At 42.2% G+C, this 23,032-nt stretch carries 21 protein-coding genes and 2 pseudogenes; 13 read left to right on the forward strand and 10 right to left on the reverse strand.

Annotation, left to right across the window (positions count from 1 at the left end; genetic code table 11):
• Positions 1-600 precede the first annotated feature (600 nt).
• The 5 genes from HWQ38_RS30440 (at position 601) to HWQ38_RS30460 (ending at position 5,807) form a co-directional block, all read left to right on the forward strand.
• On the forward strand, positions 601-2,409 hold the full coding sequence (locus tag HWQ38_RS30440) for an ABC transporter ATP-binding protein (RefSeq protein WP_292801340.1): 1,809 nt from the start codon (positions 601-603) through the stop codon (positions 2,407-2,409).
• Between the two features lie 379 nt (positions 2,410-2,788).
• A complete protein-coding gene (locus HWQ38_RS30445) occupies positions 2,789-3,406 on the forward strand; it encodes a Uma2 family endonuclease (protein ID WP_292801307.1) in 618 nt (205 codons plus the stop codon).
• Between the two features lie 400 nt (positions 3,407-3,806).
• A complete protein-coding gene (locus HWQ38_RS30450) occupies positions 3,807-4,865 on the forward strand; it encodes a glycosyltransferase family 4 protein (RefSeq protein ID WP_292801309.1) in 1,059 nt (352 codons plus the stop codon).
• Positions 4,862-5,065, forward strand: coding sequence for a hypothetical protein (locus tag HWQ38_RS30455; RefSeq protein WP_292801311.1), 204 nt, complete (start codon positions 4,862-4,864; stop codon positions 5,063-5,065). The genes HWQ38_RS30450 and HWQ38_RS30455 overlap by 4 nt, the downstream gene beginning before the upstream one ends.
• A 97-nt stretch (positions 5,066-5,162) precedes the next feature.
• Complete coding sequence (locus HWQ38_RS30460; protein WP_292801313.1) at positions 5,163-5,807, forward strand: hypothetical protein; 645 nt, start codon at positions 5,163-5,165, stop codon at positions 5,805-5,807.
• 176 nt (positions 5,808-5,983) lie between these two features.
• Here the strand turns inward: HWQ38_RS30460 and HWQ38_RS30465 are convergent.
• Both HWQ38_RS30465 and HWQ38_RS30470 read right to left on the reverse strand, forming a co-directional pair.
• Positions 5,984-8,804: pseudogene (locus HWQ38_RS30465) on the reverse strand (efflux RND transporter permease subunit).
• Between the two features lie 38 nt (positions 8,805-8,842).
• Positions 8,843-10,321 carry an efflux RND transporter periplasmic adaptor subunit gene (locus HWQ38_RS30470; protein ID WP_292801315.1) on the reverse strand — a complete coding sequence of 493 codons (1,479 nt, stop codon included), beginning with the start codon at positions 10,319-10,321 and terminating at the stop codon, positions 8,843-8,845.
• Between the two features lie 551 nt (positions 10,322-10,872).
• Here HWQ38_RS30470 and HWQ38_RS30475 point away from each other — a divergent pair.
• Together HWQ38_RS30475 and HWQ38_RS30480 are read left to right on the forward strand one after the other, a co-directional pair.
• Positions 10,873-11,412, forward strand: coding sequence for a phycobiliprotein lyase (locus HWQ38_RS30475; RefSeq protein WP_292801316.1), 540 nt, complete (start codon positions 10,873-10,875; stop codon positions 11,410-11,412).
• 264 nt (positions 11,413-11,676) lie between these two features.
• Positions 11,677-12,006, forward strand: coding sequence for an RNA-binding protein (locus HWQ38_RS30480; protein ID WP_292801318.1), 330 nt, complete (start codon positions 11,677-11,679; stop codon positions 12,004-12,006).
• 128 nt (positions 12,007-12,134) lie between these two features.
• Here the strand turns inward: HWQ38_RS30480 and HWQ38_RS30485 are convergent, their stop codons facing one another.
• The gene (locus HWQ38_RS30485; protein ID WP_292801320.1) at positions 12,135-12,371 is read right to left on the reverse strand and encodes a hypothetical protein; all 237 of its coding nucleotides are present in this window, start codon (positions 12,369-12,371) and stop codon (positions 12,135-12,137) included.
• A 99-nt stretch (positions 12,372-12,470) separates the two neighbouring features.
• Complete coding sequence (locus HWQ38_RS30490; RefSeq protein ID WP_292801322.1) at positions 12,471-12,875, reverse strand: DUF4440 domain-containing protein; 405 nt, start codon at positions 12,873-12,875, stop codon at positions 12,471-12,473.
• 176 nt (positions 12,876-13,051) lie between these two features.
• Between HWQ38_RS30490 and HWQ38_RS30495 the strand changes: the two genes are divergently transcribed.
• Complete coding sequence (locus HWQ38_RS30495) at positions 13,052-13,276, forward strand: hypothetical protein (RefSeq protein ID WP_292801324.1); 225 nt, start codon at positions 13,052-13,054, stop codon at positions 13,274-13,276.
• Positions 13,276-13,443 carry a type II toxin-antitoxin system HicA family toxin gene (locus HWQ38_RS30500; RefSeq protein WP_292801326.1) on the forward strand — a complete coding sequence of 56 codons (168 nt, stop codon included), beginning with the start codon at positions 13,276-13,278 and terminating at the stop codon, positions 13,441-13,443. Before HWQ38_RS30495 ends, HWQ38_RS30500 begins: the two co-directional genes overlap by 1 nt.
• Positions 13,444-13,773: 330 nt before the next feature.
• On the opposite strand, the gene HWQ38_RS30505 is transcribed toward HWQ38_RS30500, so the two are convergent.
• The 4 genes from HWQ38_RS30505 to HWQ38_RS30520 form a co-directional block, all read right to left on the reverse strand.
• Entirely contained in the window at positions 13,774-14,187 is a 414-nt protein-coding gene (locus HWQ38_RS30505) for a PIN domain-containing protein (RefSeq protein WP_292801328.1), read from the reverse strand.
• Positions 14,187-14,537 carry a hypothetical protein gene (locus tag HWQ38_RS30510; RefSeq protein ID WP_292801329.1) on the reverse strand — a complete coding sequence of 117 codons (351 nt, stop codon included), beginning with the start codon at positions 14,535-14,537 and terminating at the stop codon, positions 14,187-14,189. Before HWQ38_RS30510 ends, HWQ38_RS30505 begins: the two co-directional genes overlap by 1 nt.
• A gap of 77 nt (positions 14,538-14,614) precedes the next feature.
• A complete protein-coding gene (locus tag HWQ38_RS30515; protein WP_292801331.1) occupies positions 14,615-16,327 on the reverse strand; it encodes a diflavin flavoprotein in 1,713 nt (570 codons plus the stop codon).
• Positions 16,328-16,534: 207 nt separating this feature from the next.
• Entirely contained in the window at positions 16,535-18,259 is a 1,725-nt protein-coding gene (locus HWQ38_RS30520) for a diflavin flavoprotein (protein WP_292801333.1), read from the reverse strand.
• A gap of 143 nt (positions 18,260-18,402) precedes the next feature.
• Between HWQ38_RS30520 and HWQ38_RS30525 the strand changes: the two genes are divergently transcribed.
• The 3 genes and pseudogenes from HWQ38_RS30525 to HWQ38_RS30535 all read left to right on the forward strand — a co-directional run bounded on the left by HWQ38_RS30525 (position 18,403) and on the right by HWQ38_RS30535 (position 20,686).
• Positions 18,403-19,269 (forward strand): pantothenate kinase, encoded by an 867-nt coding sequence (locus tag HWQ38_RS30525; RefSeq protein ID WP_292801342.1) that lies wholly within the window; start codon positions 18,403-18,405, stop codon positions 19,267-19,269.
• A 467-nt stretch (positions 19,270-19,736) separates the two neighbouring features.
• Positions 19,737-20,213, forward strand: a complete 477-nt coding sequence (locus HWQ38_RS30530) for a hypothetical protein (RefSeq protein ID WP_292801335.1) — start codon at positions 19,737-19,739, stop codon at positions 20,211-20,213.
• 8 nt (positions 20,214-20,221) lie between these two features.
• Positions 20,222-20,686 (forward strand): annotated as a pseudogene (locus tag HWQ38_RS30535) (PIN domain-containing protein).
• Here the strand turns inward: HWQ38_RS30535 and HWQ38_RS30540 are convergent.
• Both HWQ38_RS30540 and HWQ38_RS30545 read right to left on the reverse strand, forming a co-directional pair.
• Entirely contained in the window at positions 20,678-21,520 is an 843-nt protein-coding gene (locus HWQ38_RS30540; protein ID WP_292801337.1) for an alpha/beta hydrolase, read from the reverse strand. The pseudogene HWQ38_RS30535 and the gene HWQ38_RS30540 overlap by 9 nt on opposite strands.
• Positions 21,521-21,597: 77 nt before the next feature.
• Positions 21,598-22,092, reverse strand: coding sequence for an NUDIX hydrolase (locus HWQ38_RS30545; RefSeq protein WP_292801339.1), 495 nt, complete (start codon positions 22,090-22,092; stop codon positions 21,598-21,600).
• 646 nt (positions 22,093-22,738) lie between these two features.
• Here HWQ38_RS30545 and HWQ38_RS30550 point away from each other — a divergent pair.
• A complete protein-coding gene (locus HWQ38_RS30550; protein ID WP_167407613.1) occupies positions 22,739-22,903 on the forward strand; it encodes a hypothetical protein in 165 nt (54 codons plus the stop codon).
• Positions 22,904-23,032 lie beyond the last annotated feature (129 nt).

Consider the following 23,032-nt stretch of genomic DNA (forward strand, 5'->3'; position numbering starts at 1 on the left):
ATCATCACTATCAAATAGATATACTTTAATCTTCCGCCCAAAATTTAACATATTTGGGGCTGTTTTTATCGGATTTCTCTTAACATTCAACACTTTTGATCCGAAGCTTATTGACTCTGTAGTGGATTAATCGAGATGACGCTCTAAGCGTGTACCTGTCTCCGAAGCCTAACTATTTATTATACGGAAAGTTTCGGTATAATCTTTTTCTAAATCCTAATATATCAAGCATTACAGCTACCTTCTTTCTGTATATGCGGAAAACTTCTTTTTTAAACCCCTATTTTGGATATTATATATACAGAATTTTTAACACATCTTGCTGTAAATGAAAATGTGGCTGCATCAACGCAGAACCAATGACATATATATATTTTGCATGAATTTTGAACACCTAAAATGGTACAAAGTTAACACCCTAGTGCGTTAGCCTACGGCATAACACACCCTACAAAACTAGTTTTTAGGCTTCAACTTCGGGGTTTTCAGCCAACATTCTGATAAAAATGTAAAATTTATAAAGATTAATATAGAGTTAGGTAGATCCGCCCAAGCTGGGGTATCTCGCGCAAAAAAGATGAAAATTAAAAAAAAAGAAATATCTTACGCCAATCACTGACGGTTTTCCGTTATAGTGGACGGGCTGTAAACCTAGTATGGACTACTAGCCGATCGCTTACTATTCTTTTGGCTAGTTTAACTTTGGTGGGTGGTATTTTACCGGCGGCGATATCTTACATTGGTAAGTTAATTGTTGATGCGGTGGTATTTGCCTCTCAAGTTAATTCACAAAGCAATGGTTTTGTGAATATTTATCCCTCTCTGTGGTATGTAGGATTAGAAGCGATCGCTGTAATTCTACTAGCAGGCAGTCAGAGAGGACTGATCATTTGTCAGTCGTTATTGCGGGCGCTAATGGGTCAGCGTGTGAATGTACTCATCTTAGAAAAAGCGCTGAAACTGGATCTTAGGCAGTTTGAAGACTCAGAATTTTATGACAAATTGACTAATGCACGACGAGAAGCATCGGTTCGTCCCCTTTCCTTAGTAAACCGCACCTTTGGGTTAGTGCAAAATGCTCTTTCCCTAATTACCTACGGTATTTTGCTAGTAAATTTCTCAATTTGGGCGGTGGTAATGCTAATTGTGGCAGCTATGCCCGTATTTATTGCGGAAACAAAGTTTGCGGGAGAAGGCTTTCGCTTGTTTAGTTGGCGTGCGCCAGAAACTCGTCAACAAAACTACTTAGAAAATCTGCTAGCAAGAGAAGATTTTGTCACAGAAGTCAAACTCTACCAGTTGGGAGAGATGCTGCTAGAACGTTACCGCAACCTGTTTGAGCAACTCTATGGGGAAGACCGCGATTTGACTCTGCGGCGAGGATTGTGGGGGTATCTCCTGAGTTTAGTCAGTACTGGTGCTTTTTACGTAGCTTATGCTTGGATTGTGCTAGAAACAGTGCTAGGTAAGATTTCCTTGGGAGATATGACGCTGTATCTTACGGTTTTTCGTCAAGGACAGTCTACTTTCTCCAATGCCCTCACTTCTATTGGAGGAATGTATGAAGACAACCTATATCTATCAAATCTCTACGATTTCCTGGAAGAGGAAGTACCAAAGTCTTCGGGGAAGGCAACCATTGGTTTAAATCCCCAAGATGGTATGCGTTTTGAGAACGTATCATTTACTTATCCGGGAAGTTCCAAGCCAGCGTTGAAAAACATTTCCCTGCATTTGAAACCGAGAGAGAAATTGGCAATTGTGGGTGAAAACGGTTCCGGTAAGACTACCTTAATCAAACTACTTACCCGACTCTATACCCCGGATTCTGGACGAATTTTCTTAGATGGCTTGGATTTACAGGAATGGGATGTGGATGTGTTGCGGCGTCGCATTGGTGTAATTTTTCAGAACTTTGTCCGTTACCAATTTACTGTGGGTGAGAATATTGGCGTGGGTGATGTCGAACATCTCGAAAACAAAACCCGTTGGCAAACTGCTGCCCAAAAAGGCATGGCGCAATCTTTTATTGACCAATTACCCCAAAGCTTCCAGACTCAGCTTGGTCGTTGGTTCAAGGGAGGACAGGAACTTTCGGGGGGACAGTGGCAGAAAATTGCCCTCTCTCGTGCTTTTATGCGATCGCAAGCAGATATCTTAGTGTTAGATGAACCAACATCAGCAATAGATGCCCAAGCTGAGTTTGAGATTTTCAATCATTTTCGCGCTATTACTCAAAATCAGATGGTACTTTTGATTTCCCATCGTTTCTCGACGGTGCGGATGGCTGACAAAATCGTAGTTATTGAAGACGGGGAAGTTATCGAACAGGGAACTCATGAAGAATTATTACAGCTAGGCGGACGTTATGCCAAGTTGTTTTTGTTACAAGCAGCTGGTTATCAGTAGGAAAGGGGGCTGGCTATCTTGATTACAGGTTATTTGTGAAGTGAGGTACTTAGTACAGCTTTGCGTAAAATCGCAATGTTTTTAAACGCAGAGGGACGCATTCGCAAAGCGTCTCGCAGAGAAGGAAACGCAAAGTGACGCAGAGTTTTGGTTAATTTATTTGGCTACGAATTAATCAAATATTGTATTTAGTGAATTCAAATAGCGATGCCCTTCGACAGGCTCAGGGTAAGACCTAGGTTGGGCTGCGCCTACGCCTACTTTGTACAAAACAGATAATACCTCTATCTAACCACGTTAAACTGTTCGGTAAACATGGGTAAAATCTCTTTCGTACCTAGACGCTCCGTATTGTTAAACATTGCTACCCGATAAAATTATGCAAATAACACAACAGCGATACTATACCCCAGAGGAATATTTAGAGTTAGAAGAAGTTGCTGAGTATAAAAGTGAATACATTGATGGGCAAATAATTTCTATGGCGGGTGGAACAGTAAATCACAATAAAATAGCACTCAACTTAAGTACTGAGTTGAATTTTGCTTTTGAAAAGCAGAACTACCAGGTTTTTATGGGTGATGTTCGTCTGTGGATATCCCAAAAGCGAACCTATACGTATCCAGATGTGATGATTCTGGCAGGTGAACCAGAGTTTTTTAACAACCGAAGAGATATAATTCTCAACCCACAAATCATTGTTGAGGTTTTATCAAAATCGACCAAAGGCTACGAGCGCGAAGATAAATTTCAGGCTTACCGAACTATTTCTACCTTTCAAGAATATTTATTAATTGACCAAACTCGGATTCATGTAGATCAATTTTCCAAAACTGGGAAAAAGCAATGGGCGCTTCGTGAATATGATGAAGAAGATGAAGCGATCGCACTTGTAACCGTACCATTTGAGATTTCCTTACAGGATTTATACTACAAGGTGAAGTTTGAGCCTGTTGAGTCGGAAGGGGAAAGTGCTGATGTTGATGAATTGGAGTAAGGGTGCGTATACAACTGGCATTATCAGAGCGGGCTTTCCGGTCTACTTCACAATCATATTGAAAAAATATTAGTGCAAATTAAAGGCACAACAGCTTATTCATATTTCTGCTGTGCGCTACTAAAGCTTGATGCCAGGATATTAGCGAATAGCAAATAACGGTATAGCGACTGAAATAGTAGATTCGGTCTTCAGAATTTTGGAGTTTTACCCCGATTTACCCTGCCGTTAATGAATAAGTCTTTAAGCTAAGTAATTGGTTAGAAACACTCTTAGTCAGTAGTAAGTGGTCAATTTTACGCACTAGTGAGTACTTTTGAGTTGTTATTGAAGACCTCAATAATTATGTTGATTTATACTCAGTTACTTATCTTGCTTTTTTATACATATCTCAAAGATTATGCGAATCATACATATTTTGAACCACGTTCAAGAAATAGGTAACGGTATTGTAAATGTGGCTGTGGATCTGGCTTGTTTACAGGCAAAATCTGGTCATGAGGTAGCGGTTATTTCTGCTGGTGGTGAATACGAGACTTTACTAAGTATTTGTGGTGTTAAACACTACCAACTAGACCAAACTAGGAAACCGATAAGTATGATGAAAGCAGTTATCCGTTATCGAGCGATCGCAGCTGAATTTCAGCCGGATATTGTTCATGCACACATGATGACCGGAGTCATATTAGCACGCATTTTTAAAGGACACAACTATGCTTTAGTTTCTACAGTACACAACGAATTTCAACGTGCTAGCCTGCTGATGGGTTTAGCTGACAGGGTAATTGCTGTCAGCAAGGCTGTGCGAGATTCTATGGCCAAGCGCGGTATTTCCGAAAATAAGTTGCGGGTAGTCTGCAACGGAACTTTGGGCAGTCCCCGCACCCATCCAATACAAGATTATCAACCTTTACCATTACAGCGTCCAGCGATCGCTACCGTAGCCGGAATGTATCAACGCAAAGGAATCACTGAATTAATCGCTGCCTTTGCACAAATTGCTTCAGATTTTCCCCAAACGCATCTTTATTTGGTCGGAAATGGCCCTGATAAACAGCTATTTGAGGCACAGGCACAAGCAACTTCTGTAAAAGAACGTATTCATTTTGAAGGTTTCCAGCCGCAACCTCAACGCTATCTCATATCTTCTGACATATTTGTGCTGGCTTCCCATCGTGACCCTTGCCCTCTGGTACTTTCGGAAGCTAGGGAAGCTGGAACTGCGATCGTTGGGACTCAGGTAGACGGGATTCCTGAAGCTTTGGACAATGGGCAAGCAGGTCTTTTAGTGCCAGCAAAAGATAGTAATGCTTTGGCTGGAGTTTTAGTACAATTACTGAGTAATGACGATATGCTGCACGAATGGAAACATCGGGCAAATCAAAACCTAGAATGGCTGAGTGTTGCCCGCGTCCATCAGGAAACACTGGCAGTGTATCGTCAATTAATTACAGAATGAGGGCATTAGACACTTGTACTGAGCGAACGCGAACAGCGTCTCGTAGAGAAGTCGTTGGCGCAGCCTCTCGTAGAGAAGTATTGGGCACTTGTACTGAGCGAACGCGAACAGCGTCTCGTAGAGAAGCCGTTGGCGCAGCCTCTCGTAGAGAAGTATTGGTGATTGTCGGTTATGTTTTGCTAGTCCCCAGTCCCCAGTAAGGTATTAAAAGTGTAGCGATCGCTTTAATTTTAAAGCTACATTTAAAGCACCAAAGGCTAATACACCCAAAACATTAGTTGATTCAGGAATTTAAAAATGAGAATTTATTTTACAACTATTGTAGTGATCGCCATCTTTGGTGCTGGTGTAGTTACTGCAAACAATACAACCAAATCCTTAGCACAAAGTACCGAGAAAGTATCTGCAAGTACTGAAATGATTGAGGGTTTGACAGTTACAAGAACAGAGGGGAGTATTATAGTACCAAAAGATATAGAGGATTTAATTGCAAAATCAGATATTATCGCTATTGGAAAACCAACGCAATCGATCACGGAAAGTACACCCTTAATTCAACGTGATTTGGAGGGCTACGTTACTCAAGCGATCTCCCAAACTAAATTTAAAGTACAACGTGTGCTGAAAGGTGCGTCATATTCTGACACGCTATTGATCGGACAACAAGCAGCTATAGTTGCAGACAGGATCACGGGTAAAAGTTTCCTTCAGGTATTTGAGGATTACCAACCGCTAGTCAAGAATGCGAAATACATTCTTTTCCTTAAGAAAGGTTTGAATGGTAGTCCATTGTATTTTCCTGTAGAAGTTTATTACGGCAAATTCAATGTTGATGGCACAGACCAAGCTGAAAATAAAATAGAAAATTCCGATTTCAAGTTGATCCAAAAGGATGTGATTGAGAGATTTAAGAAGATTATAGACGAGACATCAGCTAGTTAACCATGCAACGCCGCTTTACTTTAAAGCGAATAAGAAACCTCACCCTGGTTATGCTACGCAAAACCTGTCCCTCTCCTTAGTAAGGAGAGGGATGTCGGTCAGGACTCTTTGAGGTTTTTGTTTTGGGTAATTCGATAAACTGTGTACACTGTTTTGCGTTAATCCTGATCAGGGATTCAAATCAATTTTTTCTTAAATCCACGCAATTTGGTTAACACTGGCTTCGCCCAATTTCCACCCAGTAAATCGTGCAGCAGAATATAAAAACAGGGGATGATAAATAATGTCAGCATTGTTGCGATCGCCATCCCAAAGAAAACTACAATCCCTAAAGGCTGCAAAAACTCCGAACCTTCACCAATGCCCAATGCCAAAGGAAATAGTCCCAAAATAGTGGTGACTGTAGTCATGATAATTGGGCGTAAGCGTTGAGGAGCAGCTTTCATGATCGCAATTTGGCGTGTACAACCTTCTTCTTCTCGAATTTGGTTTGCCAATTCAACCATTAGAATCCCTGCGTTCACCACAATTCCCACCAGTAGCACGACACCAACAATTACAGTTGCGCCAATTGCAGTTTGGGTAATGTAAAGTCCAAAAATTCCCCCAGCTAACGCTAGTGGTACGGTGAAGATAATTACCAATGGGTCAATCAGCGAATTGTATTGCACCGCCATGACTACAAAGATTAAGAACACTGCCAACGCCCCCAAAGTTTTTAAAGCATCTTGAAGTTGCTGATTAGTTTCTTGGGCAGAACTAGGCACAATTGAAACCCCATCAGGTAAGTCTACATCCTGGAGTACCTTGTTGACTTCGGCGATCGCTTCACCAAGACTAGCTCCTTCGCTAAGATTTCCGGCGACAATAAAAGCTTGGCGCTGATTAATCCGTTGCACTTCACCAGGCGCTTGACCTTCTTGAATGTCCGCAACATCTGAAAGGCGGATTAGTTGATTATTTTCTGTAAATAGCGGTAATCGCTCTAACTGGGAAGGACGTTGAATCGCTTCTTTATTTAGCTGCACCCGCACATCAACTAAACGATTCCCGCGTTGAATTTGCGTCGGAACTGAACCTTCAATTGCTGTTTGAACTGTTGCACCAATTTCTTGAGCGCTCAACCCTAAAGCCGAAACCCTTTCCCAGTCGGGGCGAATTTGGATTTCTGGTTGCCGAGGGTCGGCATCTGGTCGGAATGTCGCTAATTTTGCCCTTTCCTGCAATGCTTCCAGTACTTGTGCGCCTGCTTGTATTAAGTTTTCTTCATTCTCGCCTTGCAAAATCACGTCAACGTCAGACCCTTGCACTGGAGAATTACTCAAGATTAAACCCCGCACCTGACCAGGATTGAGGCGCAGCAGAATTCCTGCTAAGTTGAGTTTGTTAAATTCTTGAGTTACTTTTTTGACGAAAGCTTCGACATCTGTGCCTGGTTTAAGATTGATAGTGCTGCTGGCACGTAAAGGATTTTCTGTAGTACTGTTGCCAAATAAATTACCACCGACAGTTGTGAAAGCAGATTGTGTTTCTGGTTGTTTGAGCAAAATGTCATCGACAATTTGCATAACTTTTTCAGAAGTTGCTAAAGGTGTACCGGGAGGAAACTGCGCTCTCAAGTTAGCTTGACCAGTACTGATGCGGGGTAAAATTTCTTGGGGAATTTGACCAAACATAAAGAAGCTGCTACCGCCTAAAATTAGCAAAGCAACGGTAACTACGAGGAGCCGATAACGTAAAACTCTGGTTAAGAAGTTCCCGTATAAGAGCGTAGCATCTTCAAATCGCTGATTAAATTGTTTAAGCAGCCAAAATTCACTGATCCGACTAGACCAGGGAATTCCCAAGAGTCGAGAGGACAGCATCGGCACTACTGTAATTGCAACGACAAGGGAGGCTGCGACTGCAAAGCTAATTGTTAGAATCAGTTCATTAAATAGCAGTGCAATAAAGCCGCCAATTAAGAGGAATGGCACTACAGAAACTAAGTTAGCAGTTGTAGCAGCAACTAAAGCAGATTCTACTTCTTGGGAAGCTGCGATCGCACTGTCAATAAAAAATGTTGAATTTCTCTTCTGCCCCTGTGCCTCCATCTCTTTTTGATTGGGAGTCATGCCTGTTTTTTCGGAAATGTTCTCCAAAATCACAACCGATGTATCAATTGCTTGACCGACTCCTAATGTCAACCCTGCTAAACTGAATACATTTAAAGTCAAGCCAAATATTTTCATCAGAGCGATCGCTGCTAGAGTACACAACGGAATCGTCAAACTGATAATAAATGTTTGCCTGAATGATCCTAAAAATAACAACACTGCTGCTGCTGCTAACAATGCCCCAGAAATCCCCGAAAAGATCACATCATTTAAAGAATTACGGATGAAAACAGATTCATCTGTGGTGGGACTCAAAGTCATGTCTGCTGGAATTAAACCCGATTGCCGTAATTGTTCAATTCGCCGCTTCACAGCATCTACAACTGTGATTGTATTGGCCTCAGGTTGCTTTTGGATGGAAAATTTCACCGCAGGCTGACGATTGAGGTAAACAAATACTCGCTGCTCTTCTGTATCGTCAATTACTTCCGCAAAGTCTCGCAAATAAACGCGGCCTGGAGGTGCAGGGGTAGTAGTTGTAGTAGTGGTATTGGTATTACTAGTATTAGTGGTATTAGTGGTAGCAGGGGAAGAAGAGGAAACTTCCAAGGAAAGGTTTTCAATTTCCTTAGCATTTTGGAAGCGCCCTACAGTCCGAGTCAATGGCTCGGAATTTTGCCCCAGAATCCGATACTTCCGGTGAAATACCAGGGGCTTCTAGCCGGACACTAACTCGTGGATAAGTAATTGACGGTAGGAGATCGACTTGGATGGTTGTGAGAAAAAATACCCCAATGACAATTACTGCCACGGTGAGCATGAGTGTGCCAATGTGTTGGCGGATAGCGATCGCGCTGAGACTAAATCCGCTATTGCCATTATTATTATTTGCCTGTTGCATGATCCTAAGTGATAAGTGGTGACTACTGAATACTTTTTTTATTGCTTTTCTGAAAGAATTGAAAGACTTACAGTGTCACCTTCTTTTAACGCCTTACCACTACGAACAACATAGCGCTCTCCCGCTTGCAAACCAGATAAAATTTCGACTCTACCATCAGCCTTTTTTCCTAACATTACGGCTCGTGCTGTTACCTTCGTTTTGCCTTCTGTGTCTTTGACGACAAATATTGCTCCACTTCGGTCTTGTGACTTTGCCTCTGTCATACCAGATGTGTTAGATGGGGAATTCTGCCGTAGATTTGTTTGCGTCTCCCCTGTACCCTTGGAGTTATTACTGCCTGCTTGTTTTTGAATCGCTGTTTGCGGCACTACTACGCGCTGTGTTGTCTGGGTTTCAAAATTGACTCGTGCCAGCAGTCCACTACCAATCTTGGCTTGATTGTTGGGAATCACTACCTCTACAGGTATCAAGCGAGATGTGGCATCGGCAGCTGGGGAAATGCGCGTCACTCTGCCAATTAATGCTTCCTTGGGGAAGGCATCTAAGCGCACTTGTACAGACTGCCCAACTTGAATTTGTGACAGTTCTAATTCCGAAACTTGGACGACGACTTTCACACGGTTAAAGTCGCCAATTTTTAAGACTTCGTTACCTGCTTGCAGAAGATTGCCGGGTTCTGTCACCTTTTGTGTGACTACGCCAGTGATCGGCGATGTCAGCCGAGCGTAAGAGCTGCGCTCTTTGGTTTGAGCAACCAATGCCTGTTGGGCAATTACTCTACCTTGGGCGGCGGCGACGGCTTGCTGTTCTGTACGGACTTGTTCTTGGGCTGCTCGCAATGCCTGGGCAGCTGTTTTAGCTTCGGTGCGTGATTGCTGAGCAGTTTGTTCAGCGATCGCTCCGGCTTTGAACAATCTCTGCTGCCGTTCTGAGTCTGCCTGAGCTTGCACCACTTGTAGCCGCGCCCGTTCCACCTCTGCACGGGCATTGCTTACCTGATTGGTTGCCCTCGCTACTTCTGATTTCAGGGCTGCTAGTTCTGCTTCTGCTTGCTTTAATTGGGTCGAAAGTATGGCATCATCTAACTGCCCGACGTTTTGCCCAACCTTTACTGGATCGCCGACATCTAAGTTCAAAGCCAACAACCGCGCTTCTACCTGCGATCGCACTGATACAATCCGAAAGGGTGTTGTATTACCTGTATATTCTGGTTGTTTTTGCAGCAAGTCAGTTCGAGCGATCGCCATATCTACAGCCGTTGCAGCACCACCAGGACTCTGAGATTCTGCATCAGCCGATTCCTTGGGCGACGCTCCACAATTCGCTATCAGCAGTCCTATGCCCAGCAAACAGGGAATCAATAATATGGATATAAAAGGGGAAGATACCTTTGTATTTGCAACAGCCACATCAGTCTTCACAACTGAATCTAACTGGGTATTAATTACCTGGTTAGCGGCTGCGAAAGGTGAGATTTTCGCCTGCTTCTGCGGCTTATTTCTGTCCAAAATCATTTATTTTTCTTCTATTTGGGGAGCTTTTGGGGTTAAACAGCCGTGCATTACCAAGTAATTTTGAGACAGTATGACTAATGAAAAGCGGCGAGAGTCAATTAGCTATCTTCTTGCAGAATTTTGTATCAAAAACTACTTTTTTATCACGAAAAATTCTCACCACTTTAACTCATTACATCAATGACACAGCTTTTTAGCTGACGATGCAATTCTTAACTTAAGTATAAATATTTTTAAGGTTATTGCAATCTGCCGCTAGTAGAAGACTTGCGTTTACTGAAGATATAGGAGTTTTACGCCCCTACTTCTAAAATGGGCAGTATCAAATAACTGTACTTAGGCTTACATAGTCAAACTTACCATAGCAACTAGTAATTTTTACGCTTGATCTAATATATTAAGAATAGTAAACATATATTGCTTTTTTTGAGGCTGTAAGATTTCGATCAAGCGTAGGCGTAGCCCGTCGTAGACATCGCATATACAGCAAAGAAAAGCCCGATATCTATCTACTACAGCTATCAGATAACCTTAGGCGAGGAAAGTTACGAGTGACATCATTGCTAAAAATTGCACAAACTGCTCAGGAATCCCAGATTTCCGAATTTTTCCAGGAATCAATGGGTAAGTGGCAATCGCAACGACGCTACTACACCCTACCTGAGGGAGAAACCAAGGAGATGGAAAGTATAGTTACGATCAATTTTTTAGAGCAAGGCTGTGATGAATTGCAAAAGCTAGCTCAAATGCACGATTTATCTGATACAGATAGTTTGATCTGTGGTGCCGCAGTTACATGGGAAAGTAGGGATGTGCTGAAGGCAACGAAAGAGTCGCAAGGTTCAACATTATTTGGGGTTATGGGAAACATTTTATATCGCGATCGCGGTTTTGCCATATCCAAACCAGTCACCGCCCAGTATTATTTCTCCAACCCGAAAACACTGTTTTTGCGAACTGAATACAGTGGTTCAGTGTTTGAGGAAGAGTTAAAGCTAATTGGCAGCAAATACCGCACCAGACAAACCATTATTTCCCGTGCTGGTGAGCAGTTGATGATTGGTCAATATTTAGAAAAGAGAGTGGATTAGTTGATCTCGTGGGTGCGGTTCCCTATGGCCTCACCCCTTTTGGGACTAGCCAGCACTTAGCTATCAACTGGCAACATAACTTTTTATAACATTTTTTGAAACTTTACCCCAGAAAGTTAGTTGTTATGCCATCATGGGAAGTGAAATGAGAATTAATTCGGCGACAGTGTTTGTTTTTAGTATTGACAGGCTTTTCCCTTTTGGTATTACAGACTTCTCTCCGAAATCTAAATCTCTACAAACTTATGATTTTGGAGACATTTAATGTCAATTTACGTAGGTAACCTCTCCTATGAAGTTACACAAGACGCGCTAAGTGCTGTATTTGCAGAATATGGTAGTGTAAAGCGTGTTCAATTACCGACTGACCGTGAAACAGGCCGTTTACGCGGCTTTGCTTTTGTGGAAATGAATTCAGAAGATGAAGAAACAAAAGCCATTGAAGCCCTTGATGGTGCTGAATGGCTTGGTCGTGACCTGAAAGTTAATAAAGCCAAGCCCAGAGAAGATAGGGGTGGTTCCTCCTTCGGTGGTGGAAACCGTGGCGGTGGCGGTGGCGGTGGTGGCGGTGGCTACAATCGTAACCGTTACTAAGCTGAATAGACGAAAGTAATTTAATTAAATTTAGAAAAGGCTCAGGTAGAAATGCTTGAGCCTTTTCTATGCAAAACTTTGACTCTAAATAATTTCGGTTGGGATGCTTTGGCAATTGTAAGATAATATCATACCTGTAACTGAAACCCAGGCCAAACCTCTTCGGCAGAAATTAGCGCTGGCATTTGAATTACCTCTACAGGCAATCCTTTTCGGTAAATCTCCACCTGCTGTTCTTGAGGATTAATCAGTTCTCTTTGGGCATTTAGTTCCAGATTTAAATCTTTATTCGCCATGCAGAGTTGATAAAACTGCTCATCCGTTAGATGAACAATTAGGTCTAGATTTAGCACAACTGTATCCATTGAACTGCTCCTTTTTCATTCAAAGCCGCGATCGCTGACACGCTTAATAACTCACGCTACAGTAATGCAATAAATTCCTCTACGCTCAAATCAGCACGCCTATGATTCTCTAACCAAAGTGCCCTGATGAAAGATCATTTTCCATTGATCGTTGTTCAATTTCCAGATGGAACTTCGCAGCGAATGAACAGGCTGTTCGCCAGATCCACCATGTCTGACTATACGATAAGTTACTAAAATAACCCCTGTTGCTAAAACTAACGTTTTGAATTCTGTTATCGATCTTTGAGTCAGGGGTTCGATGGGTTCATTCTCTAAGCTCTTGATAATTTGCTGTTTATCGAAAACACGCCCTGAGCTTCCGAACTCAATGAACTCGTCAGCAAGTAAATCCATGATATCTTTAGCTGACTTTCGTACATCCGGTTGAAGCAAACACTCCTCAAAGTCACGGAGAAGCGATTCCTCTAAATAGTCTGCTTTTCTACTTGATGCCAGAGTCATGTTTAATAGTTTCTCCGAAACTAATTTTATACTACCCTACCCAAAAAAGGGAGGCATTCATTACCCGATTCTGGTGTGGTGAAAACCTGAGCCACATCTTCATCTAAGGGCATAATAAAACGACAAGAGAGCATAAAATATATAAGTTAAATGAAATAGGACTACAAAGAAAATCAATGAGAGCAATCAAAATTATTGTTGAAAAACATAATGACGGTTACGTAGCCTATCCCTTGGGTATCAAGGGGGTTGTAGTTGGCGAAGGTGATAGCTATGAAGAAGCACTAGCTGATGTTAAATCTGCTATGCGCTGCCATATAGAGACATTTGGTCAAGAGGTTTTAGAAGAGGAATCACCACTACTAGAAGCTTTTGTGGCGGAAGCTGAGGTTCCTATTTAATGGTTAAATTTCCAGTAGACGCACCTAAAGCTAAAGTAATTAAGACATTGGAATTTCTGGGATTTACTGTTATTAGGAAACGAGAGCATATTGTTATGGAACGAGAAAACGAAGATGGAACAAAAACTCCACTGACTATGCCTAACCACTCTCAAATTAAAGGTTAGACGTTGAGATCCATCTGTACTCAAGCGGGTATCTCAAGAGAGGATTTTCTATCTGCTTAAGAGCAAATCTAAAAGGCTGCATTCCGTTTTCACCCCAAACACTCTAAAAGATATAGTCACAAATAAAATCTTGAACGAGGATCGTTGGCACCTAATCTCAGTGCTTAATCTTCAAGTTCACGTAACGTCATAGCAATGATTTCTAACAGAGAGCATTGAGTTATCAGGATAAGACGACTTGCAAACGCCCGATTGTCAGTGGCAGGAATTTTTTACGCTCTCCCAGAACTTTTCAGTCATTCTGCTACATCGAACTTTTCAGTCATTCTGCTACATCAACCGATTTCTCATATCTTTAGGTGAGAGTACTCGAATCGGTGAACCTGTGAATCCATCTAGATCACGAGTAACGATTGCCTCCAACCCCAACTTAATCGCCGATGCTACCTGTACCGCATCTTCAAAATCAGTCAACCCCAATGCGATCGCCTGTTCCAGCACCCCGCGATCGACTGCACAAATTTCCATCAGTCCCAACAATTGAGTCACTGCGGCAATCGCAACTTCAGCACTTCTAGTTTGGCGTCTAACCAAATAATGCACATCCGTAACCGTTGTTGCCGACATAAACCCTTCAACTTGCCCCGATTCAACCGTCTCTAGCAAAAAAGCAGCATCCGCCACAAAAGGTTCACGCGCTAGCAAAGCATCCAGCAGAACGTTCGTATCAAATAAAACTCGCATTACAGATACTTTTGCACCAACCGCTCATCTAGCATGGCTTTCACTTCTTCATCTGTAGGTGGTAGGGTGTCAGTCTTTGCAATGCCGATTAAACTCGCAGCTAAACCCTTCGCCTTTGATGTTGGCTGAAGTTTTGGTTGGAGCGATCGCACCAATGTATTAATTAACTGCCAACGATCCTCGGCAGATAATCTCAGTGCTTGATCTTCAAGTTCACGTAACGTCATGGTAATGATTTTTAACAAAGAGCGTTGAGTTATCAGAATAAGACGGCTTGCGATCGCATCCCTCCAAACAAGCTTACCAATAGCCGATTCATGAAAACAAGATGATATGCGATCGCTCTCCAAACTTTGACTTTTTAAGCTTAATTCTAGAGACTGGGAAAGAATTTCCTAACCCCCAATGCCCAATGCCCCATGCCCAATTAATAATGAGTTGCCGACTTGCGATGATGCACGGCTGTAACGCCATCTTGATTTAGTAATTTGCCACTCTCGACAGTTGCATAAACCAGCCAATGATCGCCAGATTCCATCCGGTTTTGTACAGAACATTCGAGATATGCTAGGGCATCTGTAAGTATGGGAGAACCGTTTTCGGTTTCTTCAGTGTTGACATCAGCAAATCTGTCTTGTCCTGGCCCGAAGGGTTTAAGAAAGTGCTTCATCAATCCCAAGTGATTCCCTTCTTTAAGGATGTTAAGGACAAATTTATTTCCTGTATGTGTCAGTGTTTCTACTGCGCGGTCTTTAGCGACGGCGATAGTTAAACCAGGGGGACTAAAGCTGGCTTGAGACACCCAAGACGCTAACATGGCACTGGAGCGATCGCCTTCTTTTGCTGTGAGAACACAAAGAGAACCGACAATCCGACCAACTGCTTGTTCTACACTTGTTGCAGGTTGACTAGGCGTTCGCACTTTTCGGGTTTTCTTCAGTGTTTGGGCAAAGTCGGTTCCAGCTTCTTCACACAATTGTAAGGTGGCATCGTCGGGTTTGAATTTGACGCGGATAGTGTCAAAACCAAACCGATAGCCGGCATCTTTCAATTTACCTTCGATTAAATCAACCGCTTCCCCACTCCAGCCAAAGGAACCAAAAACACCAGCGAGTTTATTATTAGTAGCGGTGGATAACACAATTCCTAAAGCTGTTTGTACAGGTGTCGGTGCATGACCGCCGAGAGTAGGTGAACCGATGACAAAGCCAGCAGATTTTTCGACAGCAACCCGGATATCTTCAGGTTCAGTAAATTCACAATTAATCGATTCTACAGCAACACCAGCTTTTGTGATCCCACGAGCGATCGCTTGAGCTAATGTGGCTGTATTTCCGTAAGCTGAAGCATAAATCAACGCTACTGTCAAGTCAGCAGAAGTTTGCTGTTGACTCCATTCCCGATAAGCTTTGGTCAATTCGATTAAGCCATCCCGTACCAAAGGCCCGTGACCATTGGCATACATTCGCACGGGAAAATCGACAAGTTTATCCAGCGCTGTTTCAACTTGACGGGCGTGGGGAGCCATGAGGCAATCAAAATAATAGCGACGGTCTTCGTTATATACTTCCCAGCCTTCATCAAATACCTGATCTCCGCAAACATGCGCCCCAAATAACTTATCTGTATACAAAATTTCTGTTTGCGGATCGTAGGTGCAAAGTTGATCTGCATAGCGGGGATTGGGGGTGGGAATAAATTGTAAATTATGCCCGTTGCCCAAATTTAGGGTTTCTTCACCCCGCATAACAAGAATTTGCAAATCTAGATTTTCCAGCGCCCCACGTAAATTTATTGCGCCGGGATTTGAACAAACAAAAGTAATTTGCGGGGCAATTTCCAACAAAGCTTTTAAAGTTACAGCGCGGTTAGGATTTACGTGTCCCAAAATCACATAATCTAACTCTTCGACATGGAAACGCTGCTGCAATGCTTCTAAATATATTTGCGTAAAGGTTTCGCCTGGAGGATCGATAATTGCGGTTTTCTCGCTTTCGATTAAATAAGAATTAGCAGTTGTACCCTTAGCAAGAGCGTATTCAATTTCAAATCTCAGCCTTGACCAACTGCGCGATCGCAGTATTCTTGTATCTGTAGCTATTGGATAAACTTGAACATCACGGGGTTTATTTTTTAACATGGCGAAAACAATTTTAGATTTTAGATTTTAGATTTTGAATTGTTAATTAAACATCCAAACTATGAATATTAAGTAGGGAGGGCTATACTGAACACTGAACAAATGCTTTATTGAGTGTTTTTGGATTTTGGATTATTAATCTAAAATCCCTTCGGGTTCGGCAGTCCCCCAGACGGGGGCTACCTCACCAAAATCCAAAATCCAAAATTAGTAGTGGTTTCCGACTTTGCGATGATGCACAGCAGTTAAAGCATCTGGCTTAGAAACCCGTCCGGCGTAGACGGTGCTGTATACTCCCCAATGGTCGCCGCAATCCATTCTACTGACAACTTCGCACTCCATGTAGGCGAGGGCGTCGTTGAGGATGGGGGCACCATTTTGGGCTGGCTGGGTTCTCACACCTTCAAAGCGATCAGCACCAGGTCCGAACCGTTTCAAAAAGTGCTTCATTAATGGTTGGAAATTGCCTTCTTCTAGGACGTTGAGAACAAAGCGATCGCCCACTTGCATGAGTGATTCAATTGCCCGATCTTTGGCTACTGCAATGGAGAATCCCAAGGGTTTAAAGCTGGCTTGATTCACCCACGAGGCTAGCATAGCACTGGAAACATCACCTTTTTTGGCAGTAATAATATATAATCCGCCGCTAAGTCTGCCTAGTGCTTTATCTAAGTCTGCACCGAGAGATTTCATGGCTTTGATGCTGCGATCGCGTGTTACCCATTGAGCTAAATCTGTACCTGCTTCTTCGCACAACTTGTAAGTGTTTTCTGTGGGTGTTTGTTTAATCCGAATCGCTGGAAAAACCGTTGTCAAACCCAAATTGCGGAATTTACTCAGCAAAGGATCTATCGGCTCATCATCGCCACCACCAGTTTCAAACACGCCGATCGCTTGCTTTTCTTTAGCAGATCCTAATACTGTACTGAGGGCAGCTTGGATACTCGCAGCACCGGAAGCCGGAGGTAGACCAACGATTAGTCCAGCACAACGGCTTACTAGTTCCCGCAGTTCTTGTAAATCGACTTCAGATCCCAAATCGACAATTTCCACCGCGACACCAGTTTTAGCGATACCATTGGCAATTGCTTGCGCGAGGCGATCGCTATATCCGTATTCGGAAACGTAAAATATCCCAACTGCCGTTTCTGCCTTAGTTTGTGTTTGGCTCCAAGTGCGGTAACGTCCAGTTAGTTCCTCAACATTGTGAGATAATAATGGCCCGTGTCCTGTGGCAATCATGCTAATGCTTTTCAGTTCCGCCATCCGCTTCAGGGCGGACAAAACTGATCGCGCATTCGGCCCCATCAAGCAATCGTAGTAGTAATGAAAGTCTGCTTCGATCGCCGCCAAGTCTTCATCAAAGGTACTATCTGAGCAATAGTGTAGCCCAAAGGCATCACAAGTATAAAGAATTTTGGTTTTGTGGTCAAAGCTGAAAATTGTATCCGGCCAATGTAAATTTGGGGCAATCACGAATTCAAATTCATGACCATTGCCCAAATCCAAGCGATCGCCATTTTTCACAATCTGCCGTTTAAATGGCTGATGTAGGAAATCTTCAAGAAATTGAATCGCCACCTTAGAGCCGACAACGGTAATTTCTGGAGCCATTTGCAGCAAATCTTTAACTAAACCACTGTGGTCTGGCTCGGTATGGCTGATAATCAAATAATCAATCTCTGTTGGCTTGATTAGTCCGGTAAGCGTATCAAAGTATAGTTGACGAAACTTTTCGTGAGAGGTATCAACTAAAGCAGTCTGCTCCCCACGGATGAGAAACGAGTTATAAGTGGTACCGTTTTGCAGACCAAACTCAATATCGAAGCGATCGCGATCCCAATCCAAAGAGCGAATAGCTGTCGTCTCTTGAGCGATTTCCACCTGCTGTATGGTCAGCCGTTTTTCACTCTTTTCGGTGAGCGCTACCATAACTCCCCTCCTTAATACAATGAGTATTTGTTCCTCTAGGTTTATTGTTACACGGCTTGAATGTTAATTTTTATTAAAAAACCGATGACTGACTTAAAAAAGTTAAAAGTGTGAAATCGGAGAGGATTGGGGAGATGAGGGGGATGGAGGAGATGGGGGAGATGGGGGAGATAGAGAAAATTTGGTTAGCGTTGGAAATTGGAAATTCTCGGCTGCATTGGGCATTGTTTATTGGCGAGACGCTAAACTCAGCTTGGGATACTGACTATCTTCCTGAGTCTGTTACACAACAGTTAGCTGAATGTCAAACCCTAGATCATTTACTACTGGCAATTTCTCCACCCGATCAGAAAATTAAGGGAGATTGGCGAGCAGGGGAAGAAAATACTTCTTTATCTCCCTCATCCCCCTCATCTCCCCCTCCCCTCCTCATAGCCTCCGTAGTTCCCAGTCAAACTGCTATTTGGCAAACTTACCCAAATACTCGCGTTATTACCTTAGACCAAGTACCACTAAAAGGTATGTATCCCACATTAGGAATTGACCGCGCTTTAGCTTTATGGGGTGCGGGGAAAACGTGGGGTTTTCCAATGTTGGTGATTGATGCAGGAACAGCGCTGACTTTTACGGCGGCGGATGCTAATCAATGTTTGATTGGAGGTGCAATTCTGCCAGGAATAGGTTTACAATTTGTAATTCTCAGTCAACAAACAGGAAAATTGCCATTAGTAGAAATGCAAAATTTCAGGTTTATACCACCACGTTTTGCACTCAATACTACAGAGGCTATTCAAAGTGGAGTGATTTATACTCTGTTAGCTGGAATTAAAGATTTTATTGAGGCGTGGTGGGATTTATTTCCTGATGGGAAGATTGCGATTAAAGGAGGCGATCGCACTTTATTATTAAACTATTTGCAAGCCTTATATCCTGAAATCACGGCGCATTTAATTGTAGAACAAAATTTAATATTTTGGGGAATGCGAGAAATAGAAATGGGGAATAGGTAATATATATAGGACTAGTATTTGATTTTTGAAATGCACGTAGTAGATCCTTTAGGCTAAAATAGTGGATTAGACGTAGGTTGGGTGGAGCGGAGCGCAACCCAACTGATTATCAGGATGTTGGGTTACGCAAAGCCTCCAACGCCACTTGCTACAACGCGGGAAACCCGCGCAACGCAGTGGCTCCCCAACCGACAATTTTTTTGCAACATTCTAGCCAAGAGAGGCTACTACAAGACTACCGAGATTTTTTCAGAAATCAAATATGATTCCTATAGCAATCCTAAATCATTCGTGAAAAGTTAGATTCCCGACAACTTTTACGAAGTCGGGAATCTGGATACCGAGAATTTTCACAAATCAGATAGGATTTCTATAGCACTTTCAAAGGGAACGCAAGGAAAGAAGACAGGGCTAGGTAATAATCACATAGAATGGAGAGAGAAATTCCTGTCTGGTAAGGAAATGATATGCCTAAAACATCACAGTTCGATGGGATTATGCAACAACTGAATGCCCTTTCTTTAGCGGAATTGCTAGCAGTAAGGGCAAGAGTCGATACCTTGATTGACGGTCAATCGTTGCCATTGGGCAAAGGTCAACGACGTTTATTTCGTTCTGTGAACACTTATATCACTCAAAACACTCCATATCGTGGGAGTTACCGAAGAAATACATTCATTTCTAGTGAGAATATCGACGTTGATATCGTTGCAGCACCTCCAACCATAAACCCAATAACAAGTACAACAAATCGCTTCCCAAACTGGTTACAATTCAGACAAAATGAAGTTGCCCAATTTTTGGAATCGGAAGCAAAAGGAGATGATTCCTTAGAACAGGTAATAGAACTAGTTGATGAATGGATGGCTGATGAATCAGGATACGATGAGGAAACGTATCCTCAGATTCAGGCAGCTTTAACTCAGAATCGGCTATCAGTATAGTAACAAAGATGAGTAGAGTCATATTGCTAGACACTCATCCCCTGAGTAAAGTAACGCATCCAAAAATAGACCCAAAAGTACAGCAGTGGTTGAAATCTTTACGAGAAAATAAAACTGTTATACGTGTGCCTGAAATAGCCGATTATGAACTTCGGCGTGAACTATTGAGACAAGAAAAACAAAAAAGTATAGACCGCCTCAACAAACTTAGTCAAATTTGTCTCATACCACTGACTCCCGAAACGATGCGAAAAGCAGCCGAATTATGGGCATGGGTCAGAAACCAGGGGAAGCCTACTGCAAGTAATGACAGTTTGGATGGTGATGTAATTCTTGCTGCTCAAGCAATTCTCTAATTGAAAAGTTTTGATCAGGTCATAGTTGTGACAACAAACTTGAAACACATATCACGCTTTGAGAGCGAAGGAATATGTGTAGTGGATTGGCAGCAAACTCTGAATGAGCTAGTTTAATTCGTTGAAATTATCGCTTTTTAAGATAGTTTTAATAAACTCCCGAATCTCGATTGCTACAACCCCAGCACAAGATTCTGGTAAATCGTTTCCAGCATGGGCAATCATTTTCAACTCAACCTTCGGCATCAGTTGAGCATAAACTCGACTTTTGGCTAAAGCATCGGGTGTATCTTGACCACCTTGTAAAATCAAAACTGGGACATCTATCATGTAGAGCCGCTTTTGCACTAATTCCGCCTCAATTTCTGTTTGTCGCCTTTTGAAAAGTAATTGACAACCTATGGGATACGGTAATAGTGCCTGAGGCAGCTGCAAATCCTGGGCAATTTTTTCATGCCAACCTAAGATTTTAGTCATCGGAATTAGCGATCGCAACAATTTTACTATTACTGGTGGATAACTCAGTAATCGCCGCATCTTCCGGCAATACTCTTTTTGTCCTGCTATCTCTACGCCCTCTGGTGCTAGCAATACCACACCATCAACTTTTTCTGGATACTTTAAAGCATAGCTAGCAGCAATCCAACCCCCAAGAGAATGCCCTACTAAATATACTTTTTCTAGCTTGACAGCTTGCAAAAACTCAGCTAAACACTCTACTTGTAAATCTATCGAATGGTGGATATTCGGATTCTCTGATTCCCCAAACCCTAACAAATCAGGTGCGAAGCAATGGAAATCTGGTGCAAAAGACTCCATCACAGATAACCATTGACTGCTCTCATTCCAAGCACCATGTAAAAAAATTATCGGAGTTTTTTCACCGACTTCACGCCAGAATATCAGCCCTTGAGAGAGCTTTATCCGGGAGTTACGAAATAGTGTAACCATTTTAATTTAGTTTTAGCACTATAATACGTGGTCATTAGCATCTGACCAAAAAACAAATAACTAATGACAAAATATTATTATGCCAATGTTGTCAAGCCCTTCAAGTAGTCTTGCAACTGCCGAGTATGGTCGTGAGACATCAGTCCTGAAGGTAGTAAATTGGGATAGAAAGCTTGGATTTCCATGACTTCCAAAGTATCTTGAATCTCCATTGTCCCATGCACCTCGGCTTCAACCACAATACAAATTGAATGGATTCTAGGATCGCGGTCTGGTGCGGAGTAAACTCCTACCAAACGATTAATTTTCACTAATTCTAACCCGGTTTCCTCCATCAATTCCCGGCGGACTGTGTTGGGAATATCTTCTCCCCAATCCACCATACCTCCAGGCAATGCCCAAAGACCATCATCACGTCGCCGGATCAGTACGATCCGACCATCAGGTAAAATTGGAATGATACTAGTACCAGTAATAGGATGACGAAATATCATACCCAGTACGGTTTGTCCAATACGCCATAAGCTACGTGTGGACTGGACAGCTGCCGGAAAATAAGCAATAACGTTCAATCTTCAAAATTTTTGTATTGTATTCTATACTTCTCTACCACTTACATAGACTCAACTAATAAAATTTTAATTGAGTTTTCTTTTATACAAAGATGTCTGTGGTTTGAGATTTTATTCTCACGATTTACGTAGAATATTATTAATTCTAACATCAAGTTTCAATAGAAGCACAGTATTCATATATACATAAGATTTGTTGAATGAGAAAACTTTTCAGTTTACAACTAACATTAGCCTTGCCCAAACCAGCTATCACTAATAGTTTTTCAGTACACATTCAAAAAATTAATCTGAATAAGAAGTTAAAATCCCAATTTCAGAATTCAGAAGAGAAAATTAAGCAGGGTTTGAGACAGCCATCTCATTCTTGATAATATTGATTGGTTTGTTCCAAGAACAACAAATACTTAGCTAATTTACATCTATTTGATGTATTTTAATCTAAGAAAAGGTATTTTTTGTTTAGCTGGTGGAGATAATTATCAATTTTTATTGACAGAAGAAGGTTTAATGCGGTAGACTAGTACATTGTTTAAAGCGTATTAATTGCTGCACTAGGCTACAAGTATATCAATAATATTGGTAGCTGATATTGCCTACGTGATGCCTAGTTGCTACTTTTTTGTTGTTTATTAATGAGGTGAACATGGCCAAGCGCCGTAACCCGAAAAAAGAAAAGGCGCTACGGAACCAGGCGTATGCCAGAAAGTTTCGTAAACGGACTACGACCGGAAGAATGCAGAGAAGGTTCCAACAAAGACCACCGAAGAGTGAGGAAGAAGAAGGCGCAGCAGCAGCTGACACTGAATAAGCTGGCTGCTTAAATCCTTATTATTTGATTTATTTAGCTTTTAGGGCGTACAAATGTGCGCCCTTATTTATTTCTGGGCATTGGGCATTGGGCATTGGGCATTGGGCATTGGGCATTGGGCATTGGGCA

This window comes from Nostoc sp. NMS7 (assembly GCF_017115085.1).
Lineage (GTDB): Bacteria > Cyanobacteriota > Cyanobacteriia > Cyanobacteriales > Nostocaceae > Nostoc.

Bases quoted from the DNA above. Each gene is read 5' to 3' on its own strand.
- HWQ38_RS30445 (WP_292801307.1), top strand. From the start codon at position 2,789: ATGCAAATAACACAACAGCGATACTATACCCCAGAGGAATATTTAGAG.
- HWQ38_RS30450 (WP_292801309.1), top strand. From the start codon at position 3,807: ATGCGAATCATACATATTTTGAACCACGTTCAAGAAATAGGTAACGGT.
- HWQ38_RS30455 (WP_292801311.1), top strand. From the start codon at position 4,862: ATGAGGGCATTAGACACTTGTACTGAGCGAACGCGAACAGCGTCTCGT.
- HWQ38_RS30460 (WP_292801313.1), top strand. From the start codon at position 5,163: ATGAGAATTTATTTTACAACTATTGTAGTGATCGCCATCTTTGGTGCT.
- HWQ38_RS30470 (WP_292801315.1), bottom strand. From the start codon at position 10,321: ATGATTTTGGACAGAAATAAGCCGCAGAAGCAGGCGAAAATCTCACCT.
- HWQ38_RS30480 (WP_292801318.1), top strand. From the start codon at position 11,677: ATGTCAATTTACGTAGGTAACCTCTCCTATGAAGTTACACAAGACGCG.
- HWQ38_RS30485 (WP_292801320.1), bottom strand. From the start codon at position 12,371: ATGGATACAGTTGTGCTAAATCTAGACCTAATTGTTCATCTAACGGAT.
- HWQ38_RS30490 (WP_292801322.1), bottom strand. From the start codon at position 12,875: ATGACTCTGGCATCAAGTAGAAAAGCAGACTATTTAGAGGAATCGCTT.
- HWQ38_RS30495 (WP_292801324.1), top strand. From the start codon at position 13,052: ATGAGAGCAATCAAAATTATTGTTGAAAAACATAATGACGGTTACGTA.
- HWQ38_RS30500 (WP_292801326.1), top strand. From the start codon at position 13,276: ATGGTTAAATTTCCAGTAGACGCACCTAAAGCTAAAGTAATTAAGACA.
- HWQ38_RS30505 (WP_292801328.1), bottom strand. From the start codon at position 14,187: ATGCGAGTTTTATTTGATACGAACGTTCTGCTGGATGCTTTGCTAGCG.
- HWQ38_RS30515 (WP_292801331.1), bottom strand. From the start codon at position 16,327: ATGTTAAAAAATAAACCCCGTGATGTTCAAGTTTATCCAATAGCTACA.
- HWQ38_RS30520 (WP_292801333.1), bottom strand. From the start codon at position 18,259: ATGGTAGCGCTCACCGAAAAGAGTGAAAAACGGCTGACCATACAGCAG.
- HWQ38_RS30525 (WP_292801342.1), top strand. From the start codon at position 18,403: ATGGAGGAGATGGGGGAGATGGGGGAGATAGAGAAAATTTGGTTAGCG.
- HWQ38_RS30530 (WP_292801335.1), top strand. From the start codon at position 19,737: ATGCCTAAAACATCACAGTTCGATGGGATTATGCAACAACTGAATGCC.
- HWQ38_RS30540 (WP_292801337.1), bottom strand. From the start codon at position 21,520: ATGGTTACACTATTTCGTAACTCCCGGATAAAGCTCTCTCAAGGGCTG.
- HWQ38_RS30550 (WP_167407613.1), top strand. From the start codon at position 22,739: ATGGCCAAGCGCCGTAACCCGAAAAAAGAAAAGGCGCTACGGAACCAG.